Source organism: Tepidibacillus sp. LV47 (assembly GCF_048381575.1).
Classification (GTDB): domain Bacteria; phylum Bacillota; class Bacilli; order Tepidibacillales; family Tepidibacillaceae; genus Tepidibacillus.
In genome coordinates, this window is sequence record NZ_JBLWIF010000009.1 from 38,042 (window position 1) to 62,028 (window position 23,987).

Here is a 23,987-nt window from a genome sequence, read left to right on the forward strand (position 1 = left end):
AATTATCTAAACCATTCCTTTTTATGTATAATTTGGAACATGAAACACGGTTTTGCAATGTTTAGACTATAGCATTTTCGTATATTACCATAATTAAAAAATAGAGTCAATACTTAATTTTAAAAATTAACTTTTAATAGATCGAACAATCGAATATCCTTTGCTTCTTTCTACTTCTTCTACTTCAGAGAATAAAGATTCTAATTTTTTGATCGCCGAAGGTGCTCCTTGTTTCTTTTGAATAACAATCCAAAGTTCGCCGCCTTCTTTTAAATGGAGTAAGGAATCTTCAAATAGTTGATACACAATACTTTTACCAGCACGAATTGGGGGATTTAACAAAATGAGATCAAAGTCATTAACATTTACATTATGAAACCCATTACTTTGGTAAACTTCGATCATGATATTCCCATTTATATTTTTCAAGTTATGTTCAACGTTATATTTTGCCAGTTCAATCGCTCTTTCATTGATATCGACCATCTGAACGAGGCCTTTTTCAATCACAGAAGCAGAAACGATTCCAACGGCTCCATATCCACACCCCAAATCTAAGATCTTGGCTTGCTTCGGATATTTTACCGTTTCGATTAACAAAGTTGTGCCAAAGTCGACCCTTTTCTTCGAAAAAACGCCCGCATCTGTTTTAAATCGAAATCTTTTTCCGAAGAAATTCGCTTCAATAAACCGCTCATCATGTTTAGAACGAGGATTTTCTGTATAGTAATGTTCATTCATATTATACTCTCCAATACTACAAAAAATATACATATGTATTTTACCCATCGTATGAGAGAAATTTACAAGTAATATCAGAAAGAATAAAACCCGCTGTGTTTACAAGCGGGTTGTTATACGTGAATTCGATTATTTAATTTCAACAGATGCGCCAGCTTCTTCAAGTTTTGCTTTAATGGATTCTGCTTCTTCTTTAGAAACTTTCTCTTTAATTGGTTTTGGAAGATTGTCAACAAGGTCTTTTGCATCTTTTAAGCCAAGGCCTGTGATTTCACGAACAACTTTGATTACGTTAATCTTAGAAGCTCCAGCGTTTGTTAAGATGACATCAAATTCAGTTTGTTCTTCAGCAGCTTCAACTGCTTGAGCACCACCAACAACCGCTACAGGAGCAGCTGCAGTTACACCAAACTCTTCCTCAATTGCTTTTACTAAATCATTTAATTCAAGAACAGACATATTTTTAATCGCTTCAATAATTTGCTCTTTTGTCATTCTATTTAACCTCCTATTTTATCAATTGATATTGAATAAGCAAATAATCATAATTATGCTTGTTGTTCTTGTTTTTCAGCCACCGCTTTAACAGCAAGTGCAAAATTACGCATAGGTGCTTGTAATACACTAAGCAACATAGAAAGTAACCCTTCACGAGATGGCAAGGATGCTAAAGCTTTTACTTCATCAACGTTTACGATTCTTCCTTCTAATATCCCTGCTTTTACTTCTAATGCCTCGTGTTTTTTGGCAAAATCTACAATAATTTTGGCAGGAGCGACAACATCATCATAACTAAATGCAATTGCTGTTGGCCCAGTTAAAAATTCATCGAGTTCAGTCAGATCAGCTTCTTTCGTTGCACGGCGCACTAATGTATTTTTTAATACCTTGAATTCAACGCCTGCTTCTCGTAAATTTTTTCTTAATTCTGTCACTTCCGCAACATTTAAACCGCGATAATCAGTAAGAATTGTCGTTTTACTATTGCGAAGCTTGTCGGTGATTTCTGCAACTAATTTTTGTTTTTCCTCGCGCACGCCCACTTTTTCACACCTCCTGTGGTTTGATGATCACCTAGATTAATCCAATATTGTTGCGGGACCAATAAAAAAGGCCCACGCAAACAGCGAAGGCACTCGATACCTACATACAGATATCTTTATTACCTCGGTAGGAAATTAAGCCAATCGGCACCTACTGTCTACGGTATAGCTATTCTATTCAATTAACGACATCTATATTAACATAGGAAATAAGGAAAGTCAAAACCCATTATTTCACAACTTTAGCAAGATTAATTTTAACTCCTGGCCCCATTGTAGAACTAATGGTTACGTTGCGGATGTATTGTCCTTTTGCAGCTGCTGGTTTTACCTTAATCAATGTATCAATAAGAGTTTGTAGGTTTTCGTGCAGTTTTTGACTATCAAAAGAAACCTTACCGATTGGTGCATGAATGTTTCCAGCTTTATCAACACGGTATTCAATCTTACCCGCTTTAATCTCTTTTACAGCTTTAGCAACGTCAAAAGTAACAGTACCTGTTTTAGGGTTTGGCATTAAACCTTTTGGTCCTAATACACGACCAAGTTTACCTACTTGTCCCATCATATCAGGTGTAGCAACAACGACATCAAAATCAAACCAACCTTGTTGAATCTTATTGATATATTCTTCATCGCCAACATAATCTGCGCCAGCAGCTTCCGCTTCTTTTGCCTTTTCACCTTTGGCAAATACTAATACACGTTGAGTTTTACCAGTTCCATGGGGTAATACGACTGCTCCACGAATTTGTTGATCCGCTCTTTTCGGGTCAACTCCTAAACGAACTGCAACTTCGACTGTTTCATCAAATTTTGCAGTAGAGATTTTCTTCACAAGTTCAATTGCCTCTAATGGATCATAAGCTTTTTCGCGATCAATTTGTTTTAAAGCTTCAAGATATTTTTTTCCTGCCATATCATTTTCCTCCTTTTGTGGTTATTAACGGTTAAACCTCCCACTATTTAGGGTTGGTTCATTTGAACCAACCCTCCAAACAACTAATCTTCAATAATAATACCCATACTACGAGCCGTACCTTCAATCATACGCATAGCCGCTTCAACATTAGCAGCATTTAGGTCAGGCATCTTTTGTTCAGCGATTTCACGAACTTTTGCACGTTTTATTGTCGCTACCTTTTTCCTATTTGGCTCGCCAGAACCGCTTTCAATGCCTGCAGCTTTTTTAAGTAAGACCGCAGCAGGTGGAGTCTTCGTAATAAATGTAAATGATCTATCTTCATATACGGTAATTTCAACAGGAATGATTAAACCTGCTTGATCAGCTGTTCGCGCATTAAATTCTTTGCAGAATCCCATGATATTTACGCCTGCTTGACCAAGTGCAGGACCAACTGGTGGTGCTGGGTTCGCTTTTCCAGCAGGAATCTGTAGTTTAACGATTTTAATTACCTTTTTTGCCATGCGACACACCTCCTTAGTCCAAAATGTGGTTAACGGGTAAGTCCCTCCCACTTACAACAAATCCTATTTATGGGAGCGAATAAGCATAACAAATTCAATTTACCATAATCACAAATTTATTTCAACTTATCTTATTGGTAGAATATATTAAATTTTTTCCACTTGATCGAAATCCAACTCTACAGGCGTTTCCCGACCAAACATATTGACCAAAACTTTCAACTTTTGTTTTTCTTCATTGATTTCTTCAATATGACCAACAAGGTTTTGAAAAGGCCCTTCAATCACCTTCACATTTTCTTTTAACTTAAAGTCAACTTTTGGACGAACTTCTTCTATACCCATTTGTTTTAAAATCGCTTTTGCTTCTTCATCTAATAAAGGAATTGGCTTAGAACCAGCGCCTGATGAACCAACAAAACCTGTTACTCCAGGTGTATTACGAACAACATACCAAGAATCATCCGTCATAATCATTTCTACAAGTACATAGCCAGGGAATATTTTTTTCATCACTGACTTTTTCTTGCCATCTTTATTCTCAATCTCTTCTTCCATAGGTACTAAGACGCGAAAAATTTTGTCTTCCATTCCCATGGATGCGACTCTTTTTTCTAAGTTGGTTTTTACTTTGTTCTCATACCCTGAATAAGTATGAACCACATACCATTTCTTTTCCATAATATACTGGACGCTAGTCCTTATCCTCCTTTGTGATTACTTACCTAAGCCAATTAATGATAGTATAGAAGAAATTCCTAAGTCGACAATAGCAAAGAATATAGCTATAAAGGCAACCGTCGAAATGACGATGGTCGTATAACTAATCAGCTCTTTGCGGTTCGGCCAACGAACCTTTTTTAATTCCCGTAGACTTTCTTTAAAAAAATCCCGAGTTGACCGCAAGCTATTCATTAGTCCTGCCCCTATATTTACTAAAAACATAAAGGAGCACCTCCATTAACGGGTTTCACGATGTAATGTATGGTCATTACAGAACTTGCAATATTTTTTTAATTCAAGGCGGTCAGGATTATTACGCTTGTTTTTGGTCGTGGTATAATTCCGTTGTTTACATTCGGTGCAAGCCAAGGTTATAATCACGCGCATATTAAATAACACACCTCCCACATGCTAATCTATCCATGACACATTTATCTGATGGCTAAATTTTTTACAGCCATGAATGCATGGTTACCCCAAATACTTTAACATAATCAAAAATCAATGTCAATAAAATACAGTGATACAGTTTATAACATCCTTTAGATATTTAAACAAGAAAAGGTTTGTATATTCCAACGCGCTTTGTTGTCCGTGTATAAATAAACTCCAAAAGTCGCTGCTTACGGAATATACAAACCTAATCAGCTGGTTTGTATGACTTCAATGAAGAAGTCTTATGTATTGTTCTCCTTTTTCCCTTCGAGATATCGTTCTAATTTCCTTTTTACACGCTGCAATGCATTATCAATCGATTTAACATGCCGACCTAGTGCTTCAGCGATCTCTTGATAAGACCTTCCATCTAGATAAAAACGTAATACTTGTCTTTCTAGATCGCTTAATAATTCGCCCATTTTTTCTTCAATATCTTCAAATTCTTCTTGATTGATAATTAACTCTTCTGGATCTGTTGCTTTATTGCCACAAAGGACATCAAGAAGGGTTCGATCCGATTCTTCATCATAGATAGGCTTGTCCAACGATACATAAGAGTTTAATGGAATATGTTTTTGTCTCGTTGCTGTTTTTATCGCTGTGATAATCTGCCTTGTAATACATAATTCAGCAAAAGCTTTAAACGATGAGAGCTTATCCCCGCGAAAGTCGCGAATCGACTTATATAATCCAATCATTCCCTCTTGAATAATATCTTCTCGATCAGCACCGATTAAAAAATAGGATCGCGCTTTTGATCTGACAAAATGTTTATAACGTTGAATTAAATATTCTAGTGCAACAATATCTCCTTCGTGGACTTGATCAACTAACTCTTCATCAAGAGCATATTCATATTGGATCAATGTGTTACTTTCTTTGAGGTTAACACTCACCGCGACCCCTCCGCCAATTGCCACTTCAAAAGATAGAAATATTATACATTATGTAACCTTACTCGTCAAGTTGAGTCTATTTTTTCCTGCGGAAATTTTCAAAAAATTTAATTGTTTCTGAATCAATTGCAGAAAAGATATTTTGTTTTAGTCCTTGATTACGTTTACTTACGGTTTGTTGAATTAAATCTTTTACTATTTCTTGTTCGAGAAGGAGTTCCCTTGCAGAGATCCGCAAAGCTCCTTGTCCAAAGGTTACCCTTTGTTCAGTATAATCGGAAGTAGCAACATAGATTGTCCGCTTCTGATTCTTAAGTTCACCTATTAATTTTTCAATAAATTCATCAGCTGTTTCATTCTCTTTCGTAAAGTAAATGGTTAACCGGCGATCTTGATATTTTTTCCCTAGACCAGGTACTTGGTGAGCGTCAAAAACAACAATGACGGTTCGCCCCGAATAAGCCTGATACTCGCTTAACCAATCAATCAGTTGATCCCTAGCCTCTTCTAAGTTCCCTGCCTCTTTTAGTTCCCGTAACTTCGGCCATGCTCCAATGATATTATATCCATCAACAATGAGTAACTCTTCCATATTTAACTCCGTTCACGATAGAAACCTCGATTTCGATAGACTTCGTAAAGAATTATACCTGCTGCTACTGACGCGTTAAGGGAATTTATATGTCCTTGCATTGGCAATTTGACCATAAAATCGCATTTTTCTTTCACGAGCCTCGAAATTCCTTTTCCCTCACTGCCAATGACAATCACAACAGGCATTTTATAGTCAATTTCATGATACATTTGGTCAGCTGCTGCGTCAGTACCAACAATCCAAAAACCCTCGTCTTTTAAGTAATCAATCGTTTGAGCAAGATTTGTCACTCGCGAGACAGGAACATACTCAATCGCACCAGCGGAAGTTTTAGAAACAGTTGGGGTTAAGCCAACTGATCGCCGTTTTGGGATAATCACTCCATCAACGCCTACAACATCACACGTACGAAGAATCGAACCTAGATTATGGGGGTCTTCGATTTCATCCAATAATACAAGAAAAGGTAGATGATTTGCTTTTTTGGCTTCGGAAACGAGATCCCTTAATTCTGTATATTCATATGCAGCGATGGAAGCGACGATCCCTTGGTGGTTTTTGTTTTCAGTCATTTGATCTAATTTCTTTTTTGGGTAATATTGAGTAATGACTCCCTTTTCTTTTGCAAGAGCAAGTATTTTTTGCAAACTTGACTTTTGAATTCCTTCTGCAATATAGATTTTATTGATGGAACGATCCGATTTAAGAGCTTCATATACGGGATTTTTGCCCAAAATATACGTATGTTCTTGATCATTTTGTCTTATTTTGTTCATTGCTATATTCCCTTTCAATAAAAGCTATAGATTCTTGAATTAATGACTCCATTCTTTCGATATTCTGAGATAAAAAGTGATAGCCAATTAAAGCCTCAAACGCGGTACTATAACGATAATCAGCAATATCCGCATTTTTGGGTGAAGAAGGAGATTTTGTATTTCGTCCCCGTTTTACAATGTCCATTTCTTCTTCTGTCAATTTGGAAATTAAATAATGAAGGATATGAGCTTGTGCTTTGGCAGACACAAATTGAATCGCTTTCTTATGGAGCATATTAGGTTTCCCGCCTCGTAAAACGAGAAAGTGACGAATATACATTTCATATACAGCATCGCCAATATAAGCTAAGTTTAGAGCGTTCATTTCTTTTGCTTTTTTTGAATTGACATTGTTTCCTATCATTTTCTTCGCCATCTAACTCCTTGAGGTGTATCCTCGAGAATAATTCCTGCTTCTTTTAACTGATCCCGTATTTTGTCAGCTAAAGCCCAATCTTTATTTTTCCTTGCGACTTGTCTTTTTTCAATCAATTCTTCAATCCAGAGATCATCTTTAGTATTTGTTTGGCTTTTTACTAAGATTCGGTCTAAGCCTAAAATCCCTAATAATAACTGTAATTTATCCATAAAAATTTGAATAACCTCTTGATAGACCGTTTGATTTTGCAAATAAAGGTTGGCTTGCTTGATCAAATCAAAAATCACCGTAATGGCATTCGCTGTATTAAAATCATCATCCATTTCTTTTTCGAATTGTTGTTGGAACTCTTGGATCTTTTCTATGGCTTCGTTTTCTAAATCACGCCTTTTTCCAATCCTTGTACCATCCAACCGATGGGTGAGATTGAGATAGGTCGTTCTAATTCGTTCTAATCCATTTTTTGATTGTTCGATTAAATCCTCAGTAAAATTGATGGGATGGCGATAATGGACGCTTAAAAGCAAAAACCGTAAAACAATGGGATTCACTCTTTGGCTTAAATCATGGATGGTGATCACATTCCCCAAAGATTTAGACATTTTCTCATTATTGATATTAATATACCCATTATGCATCCAATAGTTGGCTAAAGGTTGATGGGTAAGGCTTTCAGATTGAGCGATTTCATTTTCATGATGAGGAAAGATGAGATCTGCCCCTCCAGCATGAATATCTATTGTATTACCTAGATACTTTCGAACCATCGTAGAGCATTCAATGTGCCACCCTGGTCTTCCCTTGCCCCAAGGACTATCCCAAGCGATTTCTTCAGGTTTTTCCCTTTTCCATAATGCAAAGTCTAGTGGATTTTCCTTATTCTTATCTACTTCTACTCTAGCTCCTGATTGCAGATCATCAATAGATTGATGGGAAAGTTTCCCATAATCTTTAAAACGATTGGTTTTAAAATAAACATCGCCATTTGCAATATAAGCTACATCTTGATCTAACAATCCTTGAATAAAATCGATGATTTCCTTCATATTTTCTGTTACTTTTGGATGAATGCTTGCCCTTTTAACATTTAAAGCATCGGCATCTACAAAAAACTCTTGAATATATTGTTCGGAAATTTCTAATGGAGATTTTCCTGTTTCTTTTGCTTTATTAATAATTTTATCATCGATATCCGTAAAATTTTGTACATAAGTGACTTCATAACCTTTGTATTCAAGATAACGGCGTACCGTATCAAATACAACTAAAGGCCTTGCATTGCCTAAATGAATATAGTTATAAACGGTTGGTCCACAGACATACATTTTCACCTTACCTGGTTCAATGGGTTGAAACTTTTCTTTTCTTCTCGTTAATGTATTATAAATTTGAATCACTTTTTCCCTCCTCCTGCTTTTAGGATTTCCAATTCCTTTTTCAATTCATCAATTTGTTCTTGCATCGAGCGAATGGTATCAGCCACAGGGTCTGGCAAATGAACGTGGTCTAAATCATCCTTAACTCTCATTCCATTTTGAATGACAATCCTTCCTGGAATACCCACTACCGTTGAATAAGGTGGTACTTCTTTTAGAACGACGGATCCAGCACCAATCTTTGCATAATCTCCAACCTTGATGGAACCTAGTATCTTGGCACCTGTTGAGATTAATACATGGTTTCCAATCGTAGGATGACGTTTTCCCGTTTCTTTTCCAGTACCGCCAAGAGTTACTCCTTGATAGATGGTTACGTAATCCCCGATTTCACAAGTTTCTCCAATGACGACACCTGTACCATGATCGATAAACAAACCTTTACCGATTTTTGCTGCTGGATGGATCTCAATCCCCGTTAAAAAACGCCCAAAATTGGACAAAATTCTAGCCAATGTATAAAATTTTCGATTCCATAGAGCATGAGCGATACGATAAATCCATATTGCATGTAAACCTTGATATGCAAGAATAACTTCCCATATATTTCTGGCCGCCGGATCCTTTTCAAGGATTACCTTAACATCTTCTATCATCCTTTTAAACACATTCCCACCTCCATCACACCTTTTTATTTAAAAATAAATAACCGTCTCTGAGCCTTAGCACAGAGACGGTTATACCGCGGTCCCACTCTGTTTAGGATAGGATGAGCCTATCCTCACTTTATCTTGATAACGGCAGCCCCGTTGAATCCTACTACCTTCAGATTCAAAGCTCAAAAGCGCATTTCAATCTTAAGTTGGACAGACTTCTTCCAGCCAAGGAAGCCCTCTCTGTTGACCAAGCAAAAGATCTACTCTCTTTCTCATCGCATGTTCGTTTTCACTTTTATATTATTCTCTATGATAGACACTAACTTGTCAATAGTTGGTCGATTCGTTTTAACACTTTCTCTTTTCCTAAGAGGAAAAGGGTTTCTGGCAAGTCGCGTCCATGCGTAGAACCTGTTGTCGCTACTCGTATCGGCATAAATAATTGTTTTCCCTTATAGCCTGTATTTTTTTGAACAGCCTTTAACGCTCCTTTAATCGTTTCTGGCACATATTCATTTAAGGATTCTAATTGTTTTTTAAATTCTTCCATAATAATAGGAATATGATTCTCTGATAAAATCTTTTTCCCTTCCTCTTCAAGGTGAATCTCATCTGTCAAGAACATTTTTGCAAATTCGACAATTTCTTGTCCATAGTTTAATTGTTCTTGATAGAGAGCAACTAGAGTTTTCACCCATATTTGTTGTTCCTCACTTAATATTTCAGGCACAACTCCCTCTTTTTGTAAATGAGGTAAACATAGTTCAACGACTTTCTCTAAAGGAGTTGTTTTGATATAGTGGTTATTCATCCAATATAATTTTTGAATATCAAAAACAGCAGGGCTCTTTGCCACTCGATCTAGAGAAAATTGGGAGATTAATTCTTCTAAAGTAAAAATCTCCTCCTCCCCTTCTGGACTCCATCCAAGTAATGCGATAAAATTCAAAATCGCTTTAGGTAGAAAGCCTAGTTCTTTATATTGTTCCACGAATTGAATAATTGATTCATCGCGTTTACTCATTTTCTTTCGATCCGGATTTAAAATCAGTGGAATATGAGCAAACCGAGGGGGTTGCCAATCAAAAGCTTGATAAATCAGCAATTGTCTTGGTGTGTTGGATAAGTGTTCTTCACCACGTATAACATGCGTAATCTCCATTAAATAATCGTCAACAACCACCGCAAAATTATAAGTTGGAATCCCATCTGGACGAACAATGACAAAGTCGCCAATCCCATCAGATTCAAACTTTACTTCCCCACGAATCATATCGTCTACTTTTAAGATTTGTCCTTCTTGAACAAGGAAACGGATGCTTGGTTTACGACCTTCTTTTTCATATTGTTCTTTTTGTTCAGGGGTGAGATAACGACATTTCCCTGAGTATTTTGGCGTTTCACCTTTTGCAAGTTGACTTTGTCTTTCTGCTTCAATTTCTTCTGGCGTACAATAACAATGATATGCTTGTCCTTGCTCAATCAGCTGGTTTACATATTTTTTATAAATATCTAAACGATCCATAGATCGATAAGGTCCAAATTCTCCACCTACATCAACTGATTCATCCCAATTGATTCCTAACCATTTTAATCCCTTTAGTAGTTTTTCTTCGCCATTTTCTACATTTCTTGCTTGATCTGTATCTTCAATGCGAATAATAAACTTTCCATTCATTTTTCTTGCTAATAAAAAATTAAATAAAGCCGTACGTGCACTTCCAATATGTAAATGTCCGGTGGGACTTGGAGCAAATCTTACACGAACCTGATCTGACATACTCTCATCCTTTCCTAAATGATTACCTTTACACTTTAGCTATCATACCATAGGAAAAATGAACTTTCATTGCTTTTTTGATAATAAAACAATAGCTAAGGCAGCGATTCCTTCTTCCCGACCTATAAATCCTAGTTTTTCTGTCGTTGTCGCTTTGACATTAACCTGTTCCACATTAGCTTCTAAGATACCAGCAATAATTTCCCTCATCATGGGGATATACCCAGCCATCTTGGGTTTTTGGGCAATAATTGTCAGATCTGCGTTTTCTAATTGAAAACCCTCTTTTACTGCTTCTTGCCAAACTTTTTCTAAGATCACTTTGCTATCAATCCCTTTTATCGCTGGGTCATTATCAGGAAACCATTTACCGATATCTCCCTTCCCAAGGGCTCCTAAAATCGCATCCGCTAATGCATGTAATAACACATCTGCATCAGAATGACCCAGTAACCCTTTTTCATAAGGGATCTCGACTCCACCAATGATTAATTTGCGATCTCTAGCAAATTGATGAACATCAAAGCCTTGGCCAATTCGAATCAAACCTCTTCACTCCAATGTTTTAAAATACTTTCTGCGAGAATTAAATCTTCAGGAGTTGTAATCTTGATATTATGATAATCTCCTTTAACGATCACAACCTCAATTCCCAAACGTTCCACTAAAGAAGAATCATCCGTCCCTAAAAAACCATCCTCTTTCGCTTTTTCGTAGGCTTTTCTTAGAATGGAAAGACGAAAAGCTTGTGGGGTTTGAACCGCCCACAAGCTCTTACGATCAGGGGTATTTTGGATAAAACCATCCTGATCTGCCATTTTAATCGTATCTTTCACCGGTACACCTAAGACAACAGCATCCTTTTGTTGAAGGGTTTGCCAAAGAAGATCTAGATGCTTTTGTTTCACAAATGGCCTTGCTCCATCATGAACCATTACATATTCGCTTTCTAAAAATACAAGACCATTATAGATACTATCTTGTCGTTCTTTGCCACCTGGCACAATCGCCTTGACACGCTTTATTTCATATTGTTCAACTAGTTGTTCTATTATCTTTCTTTCTTCAGGGTGAGAGACAATAACGATTTCTTCAATCCAAGGCACTTGCGAAAATTTTTCTAGTGTGTGAACAAGAATTGGCTTTCCATCAAGCAAAATAAATAGCTTGTTCACTTCTCCCCCCATTCGTTTGCCTCTCCCAGCTGCTGGTATCACGATTCCACATTTCATCTTTCAAACCACCTATAATGCCTTTTCTAATAATTTTGGTTTCGCAAAGATCATTCTTCCTGCCGATGTTTGTAATACACTTGTCACTAATACATCTAAATGATGGCCAATATATTCCCTTCCTCCTTCAACGACAATCATAGTGCCATCATCAAGATATGCAATTCCTTGATTATGTTCTTTCCCATCCTTAATAACTTGAACATTTAATTCTTCACCAGGTAGGACGACAGGCTTCACTGCATTAGACAAATCATTAATATTCAGTACAGGAACTCCTTGCAATTCGCAAATCTTATTCAAATTATAATCATTGGTGACTACTTTTCCTTCTAACACTTTTGCTAGTTTCACTAATTTGCTATCCACCTCTTGGATTTCTTCAAAATCACCTTCATAAATCAATACTTTAATATCTAATTCCTTTTGAATTTTGTTTAGAATATCTAGACCTCTACGGCCACGATTCCTTTTTAAGGTATCAGAAGAGTCTGCAATATGCTGAAGTTCCGCAAGAACAAAACTAGGAATGACAAGAATTCCTTCAATAAATCCTGTCTTACAAATATCAGCAATTCGCCCATCAATAATCACACTTGTATCTAAAATTTTATGTTCATATTTAGGAGAGTCCTTTTTGGTTGCCTTCTCTTTATTAAACTTTCCTAATGAGAATACAGCCATGAATTCATCTCGTTTCTTAAACCCTAGGCGAAAACCAAAATACCCTAATATTATGGATAAAAAAATAGGAACGATCAGGTTGATAACAGGTATGTATTTGATTGCCTGTGAAAGTAATGTAGAGATAATGAGTCCAAAAATCATACCAATTAATCCAAAAAGAAAATCAGTTACCGGAATTTTTAAAATAAATTCCTCACCTTTTTGAATCCAACGAATGATGGTATCCATAAACCAAGCTGTTAATAAAAATAATACAAGTCCACCTAAGGCGATTCCAATCAAATTTAATACAATTTTATTAAACGATTGATCAATGCCAAATAAGTGGTTCGCTAAAAGTAATTCAGGGATCAACAAATATCCCAGCGTACCACCTAAAATGACAAAAAAGATTTGAAAAACCCTTTTTAACATATTTTCACCTCCTTCTATCATTATTAACATTTTCCTCAAAAACAAACCTATCATTTTGAAACTCTCTATATTTATTAACGTTTTATCGCAGAAAAAAAGCGTCAAATTGACGCATTTTTCTCATAAATAATATTATCTAATAAGGCGATAGCTTCTTCCTCAGTAAGATCTTTTGCTAAAGCCAATTCACTGATAAAAATCGTTTTTGCATTTTCTAGCATTTTCCTCTCACCTGTAGATAATCCTTTCTCCCGCTCTCGCAACATCAAATTCCTGACTACATCTGCGATTTCGTAGATATCTCCACTTTTCATTTTGTCCATGTTTGCCCGATAGCGACGATTCCAATTGGTGGATTGATCCGTAGATTCTAATTTTAACCGACCGATCACCTGATTGATTACTTCTTCATCAACCACTTGTCGAAGTCCAATTTCATCTACACTTTGAATTGGAACCATCACCTTCATATCCCCAATTGGCATTCTCATCACATAGTAGCACTTCTTTTCCCCTAAAATTTCTTTCTCTTCAATTGCTTCAATAATCCCCGCACCATACATTGGATAAACGACCTTGTCACCAACATTAAACAATCGCGTCACCCCCGGGCTAAAATATATTTACATTTTATCACATTTGAAATATCATGTCAAAATTAAAAATAATATATTAGCATATTTTAAAGCATAAAGTCAATATATCAAACTAAGAGAGCTATTTTCCAATTTGTCTTCAATAAAATCAAATGAAAAAAGGTTTGTATGTTCTATAAGCTGCGACTTTCGTTAAGCGATTTCCTACCGAATGTTTATTCAAGAAAAAACGCGAGGGATCAGCGTTAGAACATACAAGCCATTATATGTTTGAAAAGAGAGCGTAAAAAAAAGGAGCAATTTCGCTGCCCCTTCAATTTATGAATGAAATCTTCATTTTATTCTACCTCAGATTCATAATCATCCTCTAAAAATGGATTTTTCCTTTTTCGAAAGATCGCCCTATGAACGCCAAGTAGTGCATAAATGACTAAGGGTAAGAAAACGACCTTAGGAAATTGAACAGGATATTTTTTGGCTAAGTAAACAACGATTAAGATGATAAATGGAGTTACAAAGTAAGCGGTTTTGGGAATTCCTACTTTTTTAAAATTAGGATATTTGATATTACTTACCATTAAATAAGATAAAAAAATCATCGCTAATGGCAACGCAATCGGTGGAAATACGTGATGGTATAGTGTCATTGTTGCAAGAACGCCACCAGCAGCAGTAATCGGTAACCCTGTAAAATAACCAGGTACGCCAGAGCTTACATTAAACCTTGCTAGTCTTAAAGCCCCAGCAATAGGAAAAAGAGCAGTGACTCCCCAACCTAAAGCCCCCATTTCATGTAAAGCGGCGACATACATAATAAATGCTGGTGCCACACCAAATGAAATCACATCCGATAATGAGTCTAACTCCTTGCCAAATTCGCTTTGGGTGTGAAGAAGCCTTGCAATTCTTCCATCCAGTCCATCTAACAACATTCCGATAATCACCATAATGGCCGCGTATTCAACGTTGTTATCAAACGCTAAAATAATCGAAATAATCCCCAAAAACAAGTTCCCAACAGTGAATAAACTGGGAAGAATACGGTTAATCATTTGCAAACCTCCCGATAATTGTTTTCCCTGCTTGTATTTTTTCTCCTTTTTTCACTAGAATCTCGGTTGAACAGGGAAGGTATATTTGGGTTCCTGAACTAAATTTAATCATTCCGATCTTTTCACCTTGGGTCAAATTTTGATCCATTTTTGTCCAATTTACGATTCTCCTTGCCATAATTCCTGCGATTTGCACAACGAGAACTTTCCTCTTCCCATTGGTGATGCCAATAAAATTCTTTTCATTGACCTCGTGACTTTCTGATTTTGTTGCCGAGATAAATTCCCCTTTCCGGTATTCAAGATAGTTAACCGTACCTGAAATGGGGCTGCGATTCACATGAACATCAAAAGGGCTCATAAATATACTTACCCGAATTGCTTCTTCTTGTAAATATTGAGGTTCAAAGACTTTCTCAATATTGGTGACTAATCCATCTGCTGGCGCCAAAACTAGTTTGTCATCGATTGTAATGGTTCTTTTGGGGTCTCTAAAAAAAAATAAGACATACAGAATAAGTCCAATTCCAATTACCGCTAACGCAGGATAAAGCAAGTATAAAATAACAGTAAAAATAAGTAATACTCCTAAAGTAGGCAATCCCTCTCTAATCAATACATGGTCTTTCATATGCTCACCTCTTCATCCAATCAAATGTGCCGATCAATAAATACTTGTTCTTGAATTCTTTTTAATCCTTCTTTAATCGCTCTAGCCCTTACTTCTCCAATACCGTCAACTTCATCTAATTCTTCAATCGTCGCCATTAATACTTGCGATAAATTCTCAAATTGTTCAACTAAATTATGAATAATCGCTGCGGGAAGTTTTGGAATTCTACTTAGAATACGATAACCTCTTGGATAAACAGGTTCCTCTTGTATATTTGTATTACTGGAATAACCTAATATGCGAACAATATGAGTGCTTTCTAATAATTCATCAGAGCTTAATTTTTTTAATTCCATTAATATTTTCTTGCTATCATCCTCTTTTCCCTTTTGGTAATCTTTGATGAGTAGATAGGCTTCATGATCAATATTGGCAACTAATTCTTCTAATTGCATACTAATTAAACGTCCTTCTGTTCCTAGTTCCTGGATATACATTTCAATTTCACTCTTTATCCGTTGTACCATTTCAATTCGTTGTATAACAGAGACCACATCGTTTAAGGTGACTAATTCTTCAAATTCCATCGCGGATAAATTGGTCAATGCCTGATCTAATACCGATTTATATTTTTCCAAGGTTTGAATCGCTTGATTGGCTTTTGTTAGAATCACACCAATATCTTTTAAGGAATAGCGATAATTTCCTTGATACAATGTAATAACATTTCTTCGTTGGGAAATGGAGATGACCAAATGGCCAGTTTGCTTTGCAACTCGTTCAGCAGTTCGATGCCTGATTCCCGTTTCCGAAGATGGAATCGAAGAATCAGGATTAAGATGGGTATTGGCATACAATATTTTTTTTAGGTCATCACTTATTATGATCGCTCCATCCATTTTTGCTAACTCATATAAATGAGCAGGAGTAAAATCGCAATTAATAGAAAATCCACCATCAACAAGTTCCATTACTTCATTACTATAACCAACAACGATTAAAGCTCCTGTTTTTGCTCTTAATACATTATCTAAACCCTCACGAAAGAAGGTTCCAGGAGCTACCAGCTTTAAAACATTCATAATAAATTCTTCTCTTTTTATATCCTTACTCATCACATATTTCCTCCCAAAGCAATTTCTAACGCTTCAGCAACGGTGTTAACCCCTATAATCTCAATCTCAGCTGGTAGATTCCACCCTTTTAAATTTTTGGCTGGTATGATCACACGTTTAAACCCTAATTTTTTGGCTTCTTTCACTCGTTGTTCGATTCGTGATACACCTCGAACTTCACCTGTTAAACCAATTTCGCCAATAAATACATCGTATGGATTGGTGGCTTGGTCACGAAAACTAGAAGCAATACTAATGGCTATCGCTAAATCAATGGCTGGTTCAGCTAGTTTCACACCACCTGCTACATTAACATACGCATCTTGATTTTGTAAAAACATACCAATCCTTTTTTCTAACACGGCCATAATTAGCGCTACCCTTTGTTGATCTACACCTGTTGCCATTCTTCGAGGGGTAACAAAACTTGTTGATGAGAGAAGAGCTTGAATTTCAACTAAAACGGGTCTTGTTCCTTCCATACTACTAACAACAGCAGAACCAGCAATACCGATTGGACGCTGTGACAAAAATAATTCTGATGGATTTTCAACTTCAACAAGACCATTTTCTTTCATTTCAAAGATTCCAATTTCATTAGTCGATCCAAAACGATTTTTGACACTACGAAGGACTCGATAAGTATGATGTCTTTCTCCTTCAAAATATAAAACTGTATCTACCATATGTTCCAATAATCTCGGACCAGCAATTTCCCCCTGTTTTGTTACATGTCCTACGATAAAAATTGCAATTCCATTGCTCTTTGCCAGTCTCATAAGATGTGCGGTAGACTCACGAACCTGTGCAACACTTCCAGGTGCTGAAGCAATTTGCGAATGATATATAGTTTGAATGGAGTCGATGATTACGACCTCGGGCTTAAGCTCTAATATTACGCTTTCAATTTGTTCTAGTTGATTCTCTGTAATCACGTAAAGTTGGTCAGAATGAATATTCAAACGCGTAGAGCGTAGTTTAATTTGTTTTACTGATTCCTCTCCTGAAACATACAATATGGAATGACCTTGTTTTGCAATGCTTTGAGAAGTCTGTAAAAGCAATGTGGATTTACCAATTCCCGGATCTCCGCCAACGAGAATTAGGGAACCAGGTACAATTCCTCCGCCTAATACACGATTTAATTCATGTATATTAGTATTTATTCTTAGCTCCTCTTCCATATTTATACGGGAAATGGGCTGTGGTTTATTTGATGATGAGATCGATAAGTGATTGGTTTTAGAATAATCGTTTTTCATTTCCTCGACCATACTGTTCCAAGATTGACAGCTGGGGCATTTACCTAACCACTTTGGACTCTCATATCCACACTCTTGGCAAACAAAACTTGACTTAACTCTTGCCACGATTCCACTTCCCTTTCTTTGTAAAAGCATTTAACATTCCATATTGAATAATCATATAATAAAGGTGAATAAATGAAAAGAATCTTTGCACAAAAAAATGAGCTCCACTTGGGAGCTCATTCATTTTATGCAATTCTTATTTCTTTACGACTAATTCACCGTTCTCTACATCAATCGTAACTTTATCCCCTTTTGTGATCGTTCCTTTTAATAATTCCTCTGATAGTTTATCTTCTATATGTTTTTGAATGGCTCGACGTAATGGACGAGCTCCAAAATTGGGATCATATCCTTCTTTTGCTAAGAAATCTTTTGCAGCTTCAGTTAATTCAAAGTCTACTCCAAATTCAATAAGTCTTTTTCTTAATTGTTCTGCAAGAAGTGTGGCGATTTGTTTAATATGTTCTTCGCTTAAAGAGTGGAAGACGATAATTTCATCCAAACGATTTAAAAACTCCGGGCGAAAAGTTCGTTTTAATTCTTCCATCACCCGTTCTTTCATATTATCATAATCTTGTTCCACTGTACGGGTTTTAAAACCAAGCCCAGTGTTTTTCTTAATCATTTCTGCGCCAACATTCGAGGTCATAATGATGATGGTATTGCGAAAATCAACCGTTCGTCCTTTCCCATCGGTTAAACGCCCATCTTCTAAAACCTGAAGTAATATATTAAATACTTCAGGGTGTGCTTTTTCAATCTCATCTAATAGTACAACAGAATATGGTTTCCTCCTTACTTTTTCCGTTAATTGCCCACCTTCTTCGTATCCTACATATCCTGGAGGTGCACCTATAAGGCGGGCTGTGGAATGTTTTTCCATATACTCGGACATATCAATCCGAATAATTGCATTCTCGTCACCAAACATTGCTTCTGCTAGAGCTCTAGCTAATTCGGTTTTCCCAACACCTGTTGGACCAAGGAAGATGAATGAACCAATAGGTCTTTTTGGATCTTTTAATCCTGCTCTAGCTCTGCGAATAGCTCTTGAAATCGCCTTAACTGCTTCTTCCTGACCAATGACCCGCTTATGAAGAATTTCTTCCATTTTAAGTAGACGTTCTGATTCTTCTTCGTTAATCTTGTTCACTGGAATTCCAGTCCAGCTAGATACGACTTGCGCGATATCTTCTACGGTTACTTCCGTATCTGTCCTACCTTGATGTTCTTTCCACTCATTTTTTGTTCTTTCTAATTCTTCTTTTAATTGTTGTTCTTTATCCCTTAATGCAGCTGCTTTCTCAAATTCTTGACTTTGAACAGCGGCTTCTTTTTCCTTTTTCACCTCAGCTAATTTTGCTTCTAATTCTTTTAAATTTGGTGGAACGGTGTAACTTACTAAGCGAACTTTTGATGCAGCTTCATCGATCAGGTCAATTGCTTTATCTGGAAGAAAACGATCGGTAATATAACGGTCAGATAAACGAACGGCTGCCTCAATCGCTTCATTTGTAATCTTTACTCGATGGTGGGCTTCGTATTTATCCCTTAATCCTTTTAAGATTTGAATGGTTTCCTCTACAGTAGGTTCATCAACCATGATTGGTTGGAAGCGGCGTTCTAAAGCAGCATCTTTTTCAATATATTTTCGATATTCATCCAAGGTTGTCGCCCCGATTGCTTGCAACTCACCTCGAGCCAATGCGGGTTTTAAGATATTGGATGCGTCAATTGCACCTTCAGCCCCGCCAGCACCGATTAATGTATGAAGCTCATCAATAAATAAGATGATATTTCCTGCTTGACGGATTTCTTCCATAATTTTTTTCAAACGGTCTTCAAATTCACCACGGTATTTGGTGCCTGCTACTAAAGTTCCCATATCAAGAGACATCACTCGTTTATCCCGAAGGGTCTCAGGGATTTCATTGTTTACGATTCTTTGCGCTAATCCTTCTGCTATTGCTGTTTTCCCTACTCCTGGTTCGCCGATTAAAACAGGATTATTTTTCGTTCTTCTACTTAATACTTGAATGACCCTTTCAATCTCTTTATCGCGACCGATAACTGGATCTAATCCCCCTTCTCTTGCAATAGCGGTAAGATCCCGTGCTAATTCGTCAAGAGTAGGTGTGTTATGATGAGTAGCATGGCTTTGATTGGATGAAACCACTTCACTATTTCCTAATAGTTGCAATACTTGTTGTCTAGCTTTATTTAGACTAACGCCTAAATTGTTTAATACTCTAGCAGCAACTCCCTCTCCTTCACGAATTAAACCTAAGAGGATATGTTCTGTGCCAACATAGGTATGCCCCAACTTTCTTGCCTCATCCATTGATAGTTCAATCACCTTTTTTGCCCTTGGCGTATAGGAAACACTAAGGGGCTTATCGGGACCTTTACCAATAAGTGCTTCTACTTCTTTTTGCACTTTTTCTAAGCTAATGTTAAGAGCTTGCAATGCCTTTGCTGCAATCCCTTCTCCTTCTTTTACAAGTCCTAACAAAATATGTTCAGTTCCAATATTATGATGTCCTAAGCGAACCGCTTCTTCTTGAGCCAATGCTAATACTTTTTGCGATCTTTCTGTAAAACGTCCAAACATCATTTTTAATCCACCTCCATCAATTACTTTAAATATTGACTTAGCTTTTGACGAATGATATCAGCTCTTTTTATATCCCTTTCAAAAGGAGTCATTTCTCCTGCATAATGTTGTAAAAAACCTGGTTGAGTAATGACCATTAACTCATTAAAGATTGTAGGGGGTAAACCATTAATCATTTTTAAATCAATACCTAAACGAACATCAGATAACCGCCCTGTTGCTTCTTTGGAATCAATGATTTTGGAATGGAGTAAGATACCATATGATCTTCCAACACGATCTTCAATTTGAACTTTAGAATCACGTAGTAAATGAGCTCTTGCTTGTTTCTCATGGTCAATCAGCTGCTTAACCACACCATAAAGGTTTTCAATTATATCTTCTTCACTTTGCCCTAAAGTTATTTGATTTGATATTTGGAATAAATTACCTAACGCTTCACTTCCTTCGCCATAGATTCCTCTTACTGTGAGACCTACCTGAGTAATAGCAGAAATCATACGATTCATTTGGCCGCTAATGACTAGTGCAGGAAGATGAAGCATCACCGAGGCTCGGATTCCTGTACCTACATTCGTAGGACAACTGGTTAAATATCCCCTTTTTTCATCAAAAGCATAATCTAATTTAGCTTCTAAAATGTCATCGATTCGACTTGCCATTTTCCACGCATCGTAGATTTGTAATCCTGGATATAAACATTGAATTCTGAGATGATCCTCTTCGTTAATCATGATGCTTATGGATTCATTTTCACTTAAGGCAACAGCACCTTTTCGCGATTCTTGAGCTAAGTTTGGGCTAATTAAATGTTTCTCAACTAAAACTCTTCGTTGAAGCTCTGTCAAATCTTCCATCTGTATCAGTTCAAAATGGCTGATTTGCTTCATTTCTTTTTGTTCTAATGCTTTCCTGACTTCTTCAACTACTGCGCTTGCTTGAGAATCTGTTGCTAAAGTAGGAAAAGGATAATTTCTGAGATTCCTCGCCAAGCGAACCCTGCTACTAATAACAATCTCAGATTCAGGACCTTCACCTTTCATCCATTCACTAAGCGCTTGATTAATAAACCGATTAAAACCCATCATCCTAACCTCTTTCTATAAGTTTAGATTCCAATTCTTTAATTTGATCTCTAAGTTTGGCTGCTTCCTCAAATTCTTCCTTTTGAACTTTTTGTTGTAATAGTTCTTTTAAGCGGCTAATTTCTTTTTTTATTTTTAAATTGTGACCAGAGCGGTGAGGGACTTTGCCAATGTGTTGACTATTTCCATGTATTCTGCGAAAAATGGGTTCTAATTGAGATTCAAAATGATGATAACAATCATGACAACCAAATTTTCCCGTTTTCTTAAATTGAGAAAAAGTCAAACCACAAGTTTGACAACGCAATTGTTCTAGTGATGTTGGATGATGATGCCCATTTATAATGGGATCAAAATTAAGTAATCCTGATAATAAATTGTTGAAAGAGAATTCAGGAGTATCGTAAGGGAAGTCATAAGGGAATATTTCACCTTTTTCTTTTGCACACTGTTCACACAAATGATATTCCGTCTTCTTTCCATTAATGATTTTGGTGTAATGAAGGGTAGCAGGCCGTTGATGACAATTCTCACAAAGCATTTTAATCCCCCTTTAATCGAGAAAATATGACTTTAATCATCGCTTTTAATATATTGGCACGTATTTGGTCACGAATGGGTAATGGCAAATCCAAAACCTCTCGTGACAAAATCGATTTAAATAAGAGAAACTCCTCTTGTGTCAATAATTCTTCATCTAAAAGACGAGAGATCAAATCATATGCAGTCGATTGAGAAATTTCTTCACCAATCGCTTTCATGAGAAAATCATAGAATGTTTGTTCGGTTGGGATATTTAATTTTTTAATTCGAATATATCCACCACCGCCCCTTTTACTTTCAACAACAAATCCTTTTTCTAATGAGAACCTTGTGTTTAAGACATAATTAATTTGCGAAGGAACACATTGAAACATTTCTGCCAGTTCACTTCTTTGGATCTCAATTTCTCCAGTTTCACTTGTTTTTATAAGATCTTTTATGAATTGTTCGATGATGTCTGAAATATTTCTCATAATGTCCTCCAAACAAAAAGACCATACTGACTTTGACTAACTTTGACCTTTAATTATATTATATATCTTTTTCTCCATTTTGCAATATTTTGCGTCAAACTATTCATTATTTTTACCATAATAAACCTCTTTCACTCCCTGGATTTGCTTAATGGTATCGATTACCAAGTGGATATTTTCGTTTTTAGGCATTCTTACTAAAAAATTAATACTAACACAGGGAGGTTCTCCGTCTTCTTTATCTTCATCATGCATCGTGACGCCTTTTACATTAATTTTTCTTTGCCCAAATATAGAAGCAATTTCTGCTAATTTTCCAGGGGTATCAATGACATTGACTCGAATCTCAACCAATTGTCGCTTTTTGATAATAAAGGTATCTAGTTTTGCCAAAATCATGAGACTAATGAGAACAAATAATGTCGTTAAAATACCTCCTAAATAAAAACCTGCGCCAATCGCTAAACCGATTCCTGAAACGACCCAAATCGTAGCTGCAGTTGTCAAACCTGTAACCGTAAAACCATGGCGTAAAATCGTTCCTGCTCCAAGAAAACCGATTCCACTTATTACTTGGGCAGGTAATCGCTGTGGATCTAAGCGCATATTATCTCCGGAATTATAATAATCTTGAAATCCATATATGGATAAAAGCATAATTAATGCTGACCCAAGGCTTACAAGTATATTCGTACGTAATCCTGCTGGGTGGTTATTTACCTCTCGTTCCAATCCAATAATTCCCCCCATTAGTCCTGCAAGAACTAAACGAAAAAGTATATGCAGATATTCGTTTGACCATGTCATTTTAATCACTCCTTTACAAAATCTAATGAATAGCATAAGGCAGTTGGTCAAATCTTTGTATTTTTATAACCGCTCCTATTAACTCTTGATCAACTGTAAAGTCAAAGGCACAGCCAATCGTCGGTAAATTGTTTAACGTTTCTTTGACTTCTGGATATAATGCACCAGCCCGTTTTTTTACTCCCTCTAATTCATTTTCGAACATATAACGATTAGCTTTTTTTGAGCTTTTTTTGGCAGGTTTCAAAAGTTTTTATAAACGAAGGGATTGCCAATTTTTCTGTCTGAAATAGTGTTCCATCAAAATCAAAAATGATTGCACGAATGCCTGTCACCACCGCATAACTGCTTCCTCTTATGAAAAAGCCACATTACATTTTATGTAATGTGGTTAGCTCCTAATCTTCTTGTCAGATTTTTTACTATATTTAATCTTTATATACCATATTTTTCATATTCAATCCAGAAAAAATAGTTCCTGATAGCAAAAAAAAAAGCCACCCAAAAGGTGGCCTTATCTTGCCTGGCAACGTCCTACTCTCCCAGGACCCTTCGGTCCAAGTACCATCGGCG

Annotated in this window: 30 protein-coding genes and 2 other annotated features; all 30 genes read right to left on the minus strand. The window is 36.4% G+C overall.

Features of this window, described 5'->3' with window-relative positions:
* Positions 1 to 126 precede the first annotated feature (126 nt).
* Entirely contained in the window at positions 127 to 741 is a 615-nt protein-coding gene (locus ACMW72_RS10305) for a class I SAM-dependent methyltransferase (RefSeq protein WP_418368756.1), read from the minus strand.
* A gap of 129 nt (positions 742 to 870) precedes the next feature.
* On the minus strand, positions 871 to 1,236 hold the full coding sequence (rplL, locus tag ACMW72_RS10310; RefSeq protein WP_418368757.1) for a 50S ribosomal protein L7/L12: 366 nt from the start codon (positions 1,234 to 1,236) through the stop codon (positions 871 to 873).
* A 53-nt stretch (positions 1,237 to 1,289) separates the two neighbouring features.
* On the minus strand, positions 1,290 to 1,784 hold the full coding sequence (gene rplJ, locus ACMW72_RS10315; RefSeq protein ID WP_418368758.1) for a 50S ribosomal protein L10: 495 nt from the start codon (positions 1,782 to 1,784) through the stop codon (positions 1,290 to 1,292).
* A gap of 54 nt (positions 1,785 to 1,838) precedes the next feature.
* Positions 1,839 to 1,966 (minus strand) — a sequence feature (ribosomal protein L10 leader region).
* 47 nt (positions 1,967 to 2,013) lie between these two features.
* Positions 2,014 to 2,703: a 50S ribosomal protein L1 gene (rplA, locus tag ACMW72_RS10320; RefSeq protein WP_418368759.1), complete on the minus strand. Its 690-nt coding sequence runs from the start codon at positions 2,701 to 2,703 to the stop codon at positions 2,014 to 2,016.
* An 83-nt stretch (positions 2,704 to 2,786) separates the two neighbouring features.
* Complete coding sequence (rplK, locus tag ACMW72_RS10325) at positions 2,787 to 3,212, minus strand: 50S ribosomal protein L11 (protein WP_418368760.1); 426 nt, start codon at positions 3,210 to 3,212, stop codon at positions 2,787 to 2,789.
* Between the two features lie 147 nt (positions 3,213 to 3,359).
* The gene (gene nusG, locus ACMW72_RS10330; protein ID WP_418368761.1) at positions 3,360 to 3,893 is read right to left on the minus strand and encodes a transcription termination/antitermination protein NusG; all 534 of its coding nucleotides are present in this window, start codon (positions 3,891 to 3,893) and stop codon (positions 3,360 to 3,362) included.
* A gap of 36 nt (positions 3,894 to 3,929) precedes the next feature.
* On the minus strand, positions 3,930 to 4,157 hold the full coding sequence (gene secE / locus ACMW72_RS10335) for a preprotein translocase subunit SecE (RefSeq protein ID WP_418368762.1): 228 nt from the start codon (positions 4,155 to 4,157) through the stop codon (positions 3,930 to 3,932).
* Positions 4,158 to 4,172: 15 nt separating this feature from the next.
* Positions 4,173 to 4,322, minus strand: coding sequence for a 50S ribosomal protein L33 (gene rpmG, locus ACMW72_RS10340; protein WP_418368763.1), 150 nt, complete (start codon positions 4,320 to 4,322; stop codon positions 4,173 to 4,175).
* Positions 4,323 to 4,612: 290 nt separating this feature from the next.
* The gene (gene sigH, locus ACMW72_RS10345; protein ID WP_418368764.1) at positions 4,613 to 5,269 is read right to left on the minus strand and encodes an RNA polymerase sporulation sigma factor SigH; all 657 of its coding nucleotides are present in this window, start codon (positions 5,267 to 5,269) and stop codon (positions 4,613 to 4,615) included.
* Between the two features lie 76 nt (positions 5,270 to 5,345).
* The gene (locus tag ACMW72_RS10350; RefSeq protein WP_418368765.1) at positions 5,346 to 5,861 is read right to left on the minus strand and encodes an NYN domain-containing protein; all 516 of its coding nucleotides are present in this window, start codon (positions 5,859 to 5,861) and stop codon (positions 5,346 to 5,348) included.
* 2 nt (positions 5,862 to 5,863) lie between these two features.
* Positions 5,864 to 6,640 (minus strand): 23S rRNA (guanosine(2251)-2'-O)-methyltransferase RlmB, encoded by a 777-nt coding sequence (rlmB, locus tag ACMW72_RS10355; RefSeq protein WP_418368766.1) that lies wholly within the window; start codon positions 6,638 to 6,640, stop codon positions 5,864 to 5,866.
* Positions 6,618 to 7,058, minus strand: a complete 441-nt coding sequence (locus ACMW72_RS10360; RefSeq protein ID WP_418368767.1) for a Mini-ribonuclease 3 — start codon at positions 7,056 to 7,058, stop codon at positions 6,618 to 6,620. The genes rlmB and ACMW72_RS10360 overlap by 23 nt, the downstream gene beginning before the upstream one ends.
* On the minus strand, positions 7,043 to 8,458 hold the full coding sequence (gene cysS, locus ACMW72_RS10365) for a cysteine--tRNA ligase (RefSeq protein ID WP_418368768.1): 1,416 nt from the start codon (positions 8,456 to 8,458) through the stop codon (positions 7,043 to 7,045). Before cysS ends, ACMW72_RS10360 begins: the two co-directional genes overlap by 16 nt.
* Positions 8,455 to 9,093 carry a serine O-acetyltransferase gene (gene cysE, locus ACMW72_RS10370; protein ID WP_418368785.1) on the minus strand — a complete coding sequence of 213 codons (639 nt, stop codon included), beginning with the start codon at positions 9,091 to 9,093 and terminating at the stop codon, positions 8,455 to 8,457. Before cysE ends, cysS begins: the two co-directional genes overlap by 4 nt.
* A 70-nt stretch (positions 9,094 to 9,163) precedes the next feature.
* Positions 9,164 to 9,378, minus strand: a binding site (T-box leader).
* 34 nt (positions 9,379 to 9,412) lie between these two features.
* On the minus strand, positions 9,413 to 10,873 hold the full coding sequence (gene gltX / locus ACMW72_RS10375) for a glutamate--tRNA ligase (protein ID WP_418368769.1): 1,461 nt from the start codon (positions 10,871 to 10,873) through the stop codon (positions 9,413 to 9,415).
* A gap of 66 nt (positions 10,874 to 10,939) precedes the next feature.
* Entirely contained in the window at positions 10,940 to 11,419 is a 480-nt protein-coding gene (ispF, locus tag ACMW72_RS10380) for a 2-C-methyl-D-erythritol 2,4-cyclodiphosphate synthase (protein ID WP_418368770.1), read from the minus strand.
* Positions 11,416 to 12,105, minus strand: a complete 690-nt coding sequence (gene ispD / locus ACMW72_RS10385) for a 2-C-methyl-D-erythritol 4-phosphate cytidylyltransferase (RefSeq protein WP_418368771.1) — start codon at positions 12,103 to 12,105, stop codon at positions 11,416 to 11,418. The genes ispF and ispD overlap by 4 nt, the downstream gene beginning before the upstream one ends.
* 12 nt (positions 12,106 to 12,117) lie before the next feature.
* Positions 12,118 to 13,206 (minus strand): PIN/TRAM domain-containing protein, encoded by a 1,089-nt coding sequence (locus tag ACMW72_RS10390; protein ID WP_418368772.1) that lies wholly within the window; start codon positions 13,204 to 13,206, stop codon positions 12,118 to 12,120.
* 101 nt (positions 13,207 to 13,307) lie between these two features.
* Positions 13,308 to 13,811: a CarD family transcriptional regulator gene (locus ACMW72_RS10395; RefSeq protein ID WP_418368773.1), complete on the minus strand. Its 504-nt coding sequence runs from the start codon at positions 13,809 to 13,811 to the stop codon at positions 13,308 to 13,310.
* A gap of 329 nt (positions 13,812 to 14,140) precedes the next feature.
* Positions 14,141 to 14,854, minus strand: coding sequence for a CDP-diacylglycerol--serine O-phosphatidyltransferase (gene pssA, locus ACMW72_RS10400; RefSeq protein ID WP_418368774.1), 714 nt, complete (start codon positions 14,852 to 14,854; stop codon positions 14,141 to 14,143).
* A complete protein-coding gene (locus ACMW72_RS10405) occupies positions 14,847 to 15,485 on the minus strand; it encodes a phosphatidylserine decarboxylase family protein (protein WP_418368775.1) in 639 nt (212 codons plus the stop codon). The genes pssA and ACMW72_RS10405 overlap by 8 nt, the downstream gene beginning before the upstream one ends.
* A 20-nt stretch (positions 15,486 to 15,505) precedes the next feature.
* Positions 15,506 to 16,582 (minus strand): DNA integrity scanning diadenylate cyclase DisA, encoded by a 1,077-nt coding sequence (gene disA / locus ACMW72_RS10410; RefSeq protein WP_418368776.1) that lies wholly within the window; start codon positions 16,580 to 16,582, stop codon positions 15,506 to 15,508.
* Complete coding sequence (gene radA, locus ACMW72_RS10415; RefSeq protein WP_418368777.1) at positions 16,582 to 17,952, minus strand: DNA repair protein RadA; 1,371 nt, start codon at positions 17,950 to 17,952, stop codon at positions 16,582 to 16,584. The genes disA and radA overlap by 1 nt, the downstream gene beginning before the upstream one ends.
* A gap of 136 nt (positions 17,953 to 18,088) precedes the next feature.
* On the minus strand, positions 18,089 to 20,506 hold the full coding sequence (locus ACMW72_RS10420) for an ATP-dependent Clp protease ATP-binding subunit (protein WP_418368778.1): 2,418 nt from the start codon (positions 20,504 to 20,506) through the stop codon (positions 18,089 to 18,091).
* Between the two features lie 20 nt (positions 20,507 to 20,526).
* Positions 20,527 to 21,594, minus strand: coding sequence for a protein arginine kinase (locus tag ACMW72_RS10425; RefSeq protein WP_418368779.1), 1,068 nt, complete (start codon positions 21,592 to 21,594; stop codon positions 20,527 to 20,529).
* A gap of 1 nt (position 21,595) precedes the next feature.
* A complete protein-coding gene (locus ACMW72_RS10430) occupies positions 21,596 to 22,132 on the minus strand; it encodes a UvrB/UvrC motif-containing protein (protein ID WP_418368780.1) in 537 nt (178 codons plus the stop codon).
* A gap of 1 nt (position 22,133) precedes the next feature.
* Positions 22,134 to 22,607, minus strand: coding sequence for a CtsR family transcriptional regulator (locus tag ACMW72_RS10435; protein ID WP_418368781.1), 474 nt, complete (start codon positions 22,605 to 22,607; stop codon positions 22,134 to 22,136).
* 99 nt (positions 22,608 to 22,706) lie between these two features.
* Positions 22,707 to 23,414 (minus strand): MgtC/SapB family protein, encoded by a 708-nt coding sequence (locus ACMW72_RS10440; protein ID WP_418368782.1) that lies wholly within the window; start codon positions 23,412 to 23,414, stop codon positions 22,707 to 22,709.
* 22 nt (positions 23,415 to 23,436) lie between these two features.
* Positions 23,437 to 23,619, minus strand: coding sequence for a hypothetical protein (locus tag ACMW72_RS10445; protein ID WP_418368783.1), 183 nt, complete (start codon positions 23,617 to 23,619; stop codon positions 23,437 to 23,439).
* Positions 23,620 to 23,626: 7 nt separating this feature from the next.
* Positions 23,627 to 23,752, minus strand: a complete 126-nt coding sequence (locus ACMW72_RS10450; protein ID WP_418368784.1) for an HAD hydrolase-like protein — start codon at positions 23,750 to 23,752, stop codon at positions 23,627 to 23,629.
* Positions 23,753 to 23,987: the final 235 nt, after the last annotated feature.

Excerpts from the sequence above, each read along its gene's own strand:
- ACMW72_RS10305 (WP_418368756.1), bottom strand. The coding sequence starts at position 741 with ATGAATGAACATTACTATACAGAAAATCCTCGTTCTAAACATGATGAG.
- rplL (WP_418368757.1), bottom strand. The coding sequence starts at position 1,236 with ATGACAAAAGAGCAAATTATTGAAGCGATTAAAAATATGTCTGTTCTT.
- rplA (WP_418368759.1), bottom strand. The coding sequence starts at position 2,703 with ATGGCAGGAAAAAAATATCTTGAAGCTTTAAAACAAATTGATCGCGAA.
- rplK (WP_418368760.1), bottom strand. The coding sequence starts at position 3,212 with ATGGCAAAAAAGGTAATTAAAATCGTTAAACTACAGATTCCTGCTGGA.
- nusG (WP_418368761.1), bottom strand. The coding sequence starts at position 3,893 with ATGGAAAAGAAATGGTATGTGGTTCATACTTATTCAGGGTATGAGAAC.
- secE (WP_418368762.1), bottom strand. The coding sequence starts at position 4,157 with ATGTTTTTAGTAAATATAGGGGCAGGACTAATGAATAGCTTGCGGTCA.
- rpmG (WP_418368763.1), bottom strand. The coding sequence starts at position 4,322 with ATGCGCGTGATTATAACCTTGGCTTGCACCGAATGTAAACAACGGAAT.
- ACMW72_RS10350 (WP_418368765.1), bottom strand. The coding sequence starts at position 5,861 with ATGGAAGAGTTACTCATTGTTGATGGATATAATATCATTGGAGCATGG.
- rlmB (WP_418368766.1), bottom strand. The coding sequence starts at position 6,640 with ATGAACAAAATAAGACAAAATGATCAAGAACATACGTATATTTTGGGC.
- ACMW72_RS10360 (WP_418368767.1), bottom strand. The coding sequence starts at position 7,058 with ATGGCGAAGAAAATGATAGGAAACAATGTCAATTCAAAAAAAGCAAAA.
- cysE (WP_418368785.1), bottom strand. The coding sequence starts at position 9,093 with ATGATAGAAGATGTTAAGGTAATCCTTGAAAAGGATCCGGCGGCCAGA.
- gltX (WP_418368769.1), bottom strand. The coding sequence starts at position 10,873 with ATGTCAGATCAGGTTCGTGTAAGATTTGCTCCAAGTCCCACCGGACAT.
- ispD (WP_418368771.1), bottom strand. The coding sequence starts at position 12,105 with ATGAAATGTGGAATCGTGATACCAGCAGCTGGGAGAGGCAAACGAATG.
- ACMW72_RS10390 (WP_418368772.1), bottom strand. The coding sequence starts at position 13,206 with ATGTTAAAAAGGGTTTTTCAAATCTTTTTTGTCATTTTAGGTGGTACG.
- pssA (WP_418368774.1), bottom strand. The coding sequence starts at position 14,854 with ATGATTAACCGTATTCTTCCCAGTTTATTCACTGTTGGGAACTTGTTT.
- ACMW72_RS10405 (WP_418368775.1), bottom strand. The coding sequence starts at position 15,485 with ATGAAAGACCATGTATTGATTAGAGAGGGATTGCCTACTTTAGGAGTA.
- disA (WP_418368776.1), bottom strand. The coding sequence starts at position 16,582 with ATGAGTAAGGATATAAAAAGAGAAGAATTTATTATGAATGTTTTAAAG.
- ACMW72_RS10420 (WP_418368778.1), bottom strand. The coding sequence starts at position 20,506 with ATGATGTTTGGACGTTTTACAGAAAGATCGCAAAAAGTATTAGCATTG.
- ACMW72_RS10425 (WP_418368779.1), bottom strand. The coding sequence starts at position 21,594 with ATGATGGGTTTTAATCGGTTTATTAATCAAGCGCTTAGTGAATGGATG.
- ACMW72_RS10430 (WP_418368780.1), bottom strand. The coding sequence starts at position 22,132 with ATGCTTTGTGAGAATTGTCATCAACGGCCTGCTACCCTTCATTACACC.
- ACMW72_RS10435 (WP_418368781.1), bottom strand. The coding sequence starts at position 22,607 with ATGAGAAATATTTCAGACATCATCGAACAATTCATAAAAGATCTTATA.
- ACMW72_RS10440 (WP_418368782.1), bottom strand. The coding sequence starts at position 23,414 with ATGACATGGTCAAACGAATATCTGCATATACTTTTTCGTTTAGTTCTT.
- ACMW72_RS10445 (WP_418368783.1), bottom strand. The coding sequence starts at position 23,619 with ATGTTCGAAAATGAATTAGAGGGAGTAAAAAAACGGGCTGGTGCATTA.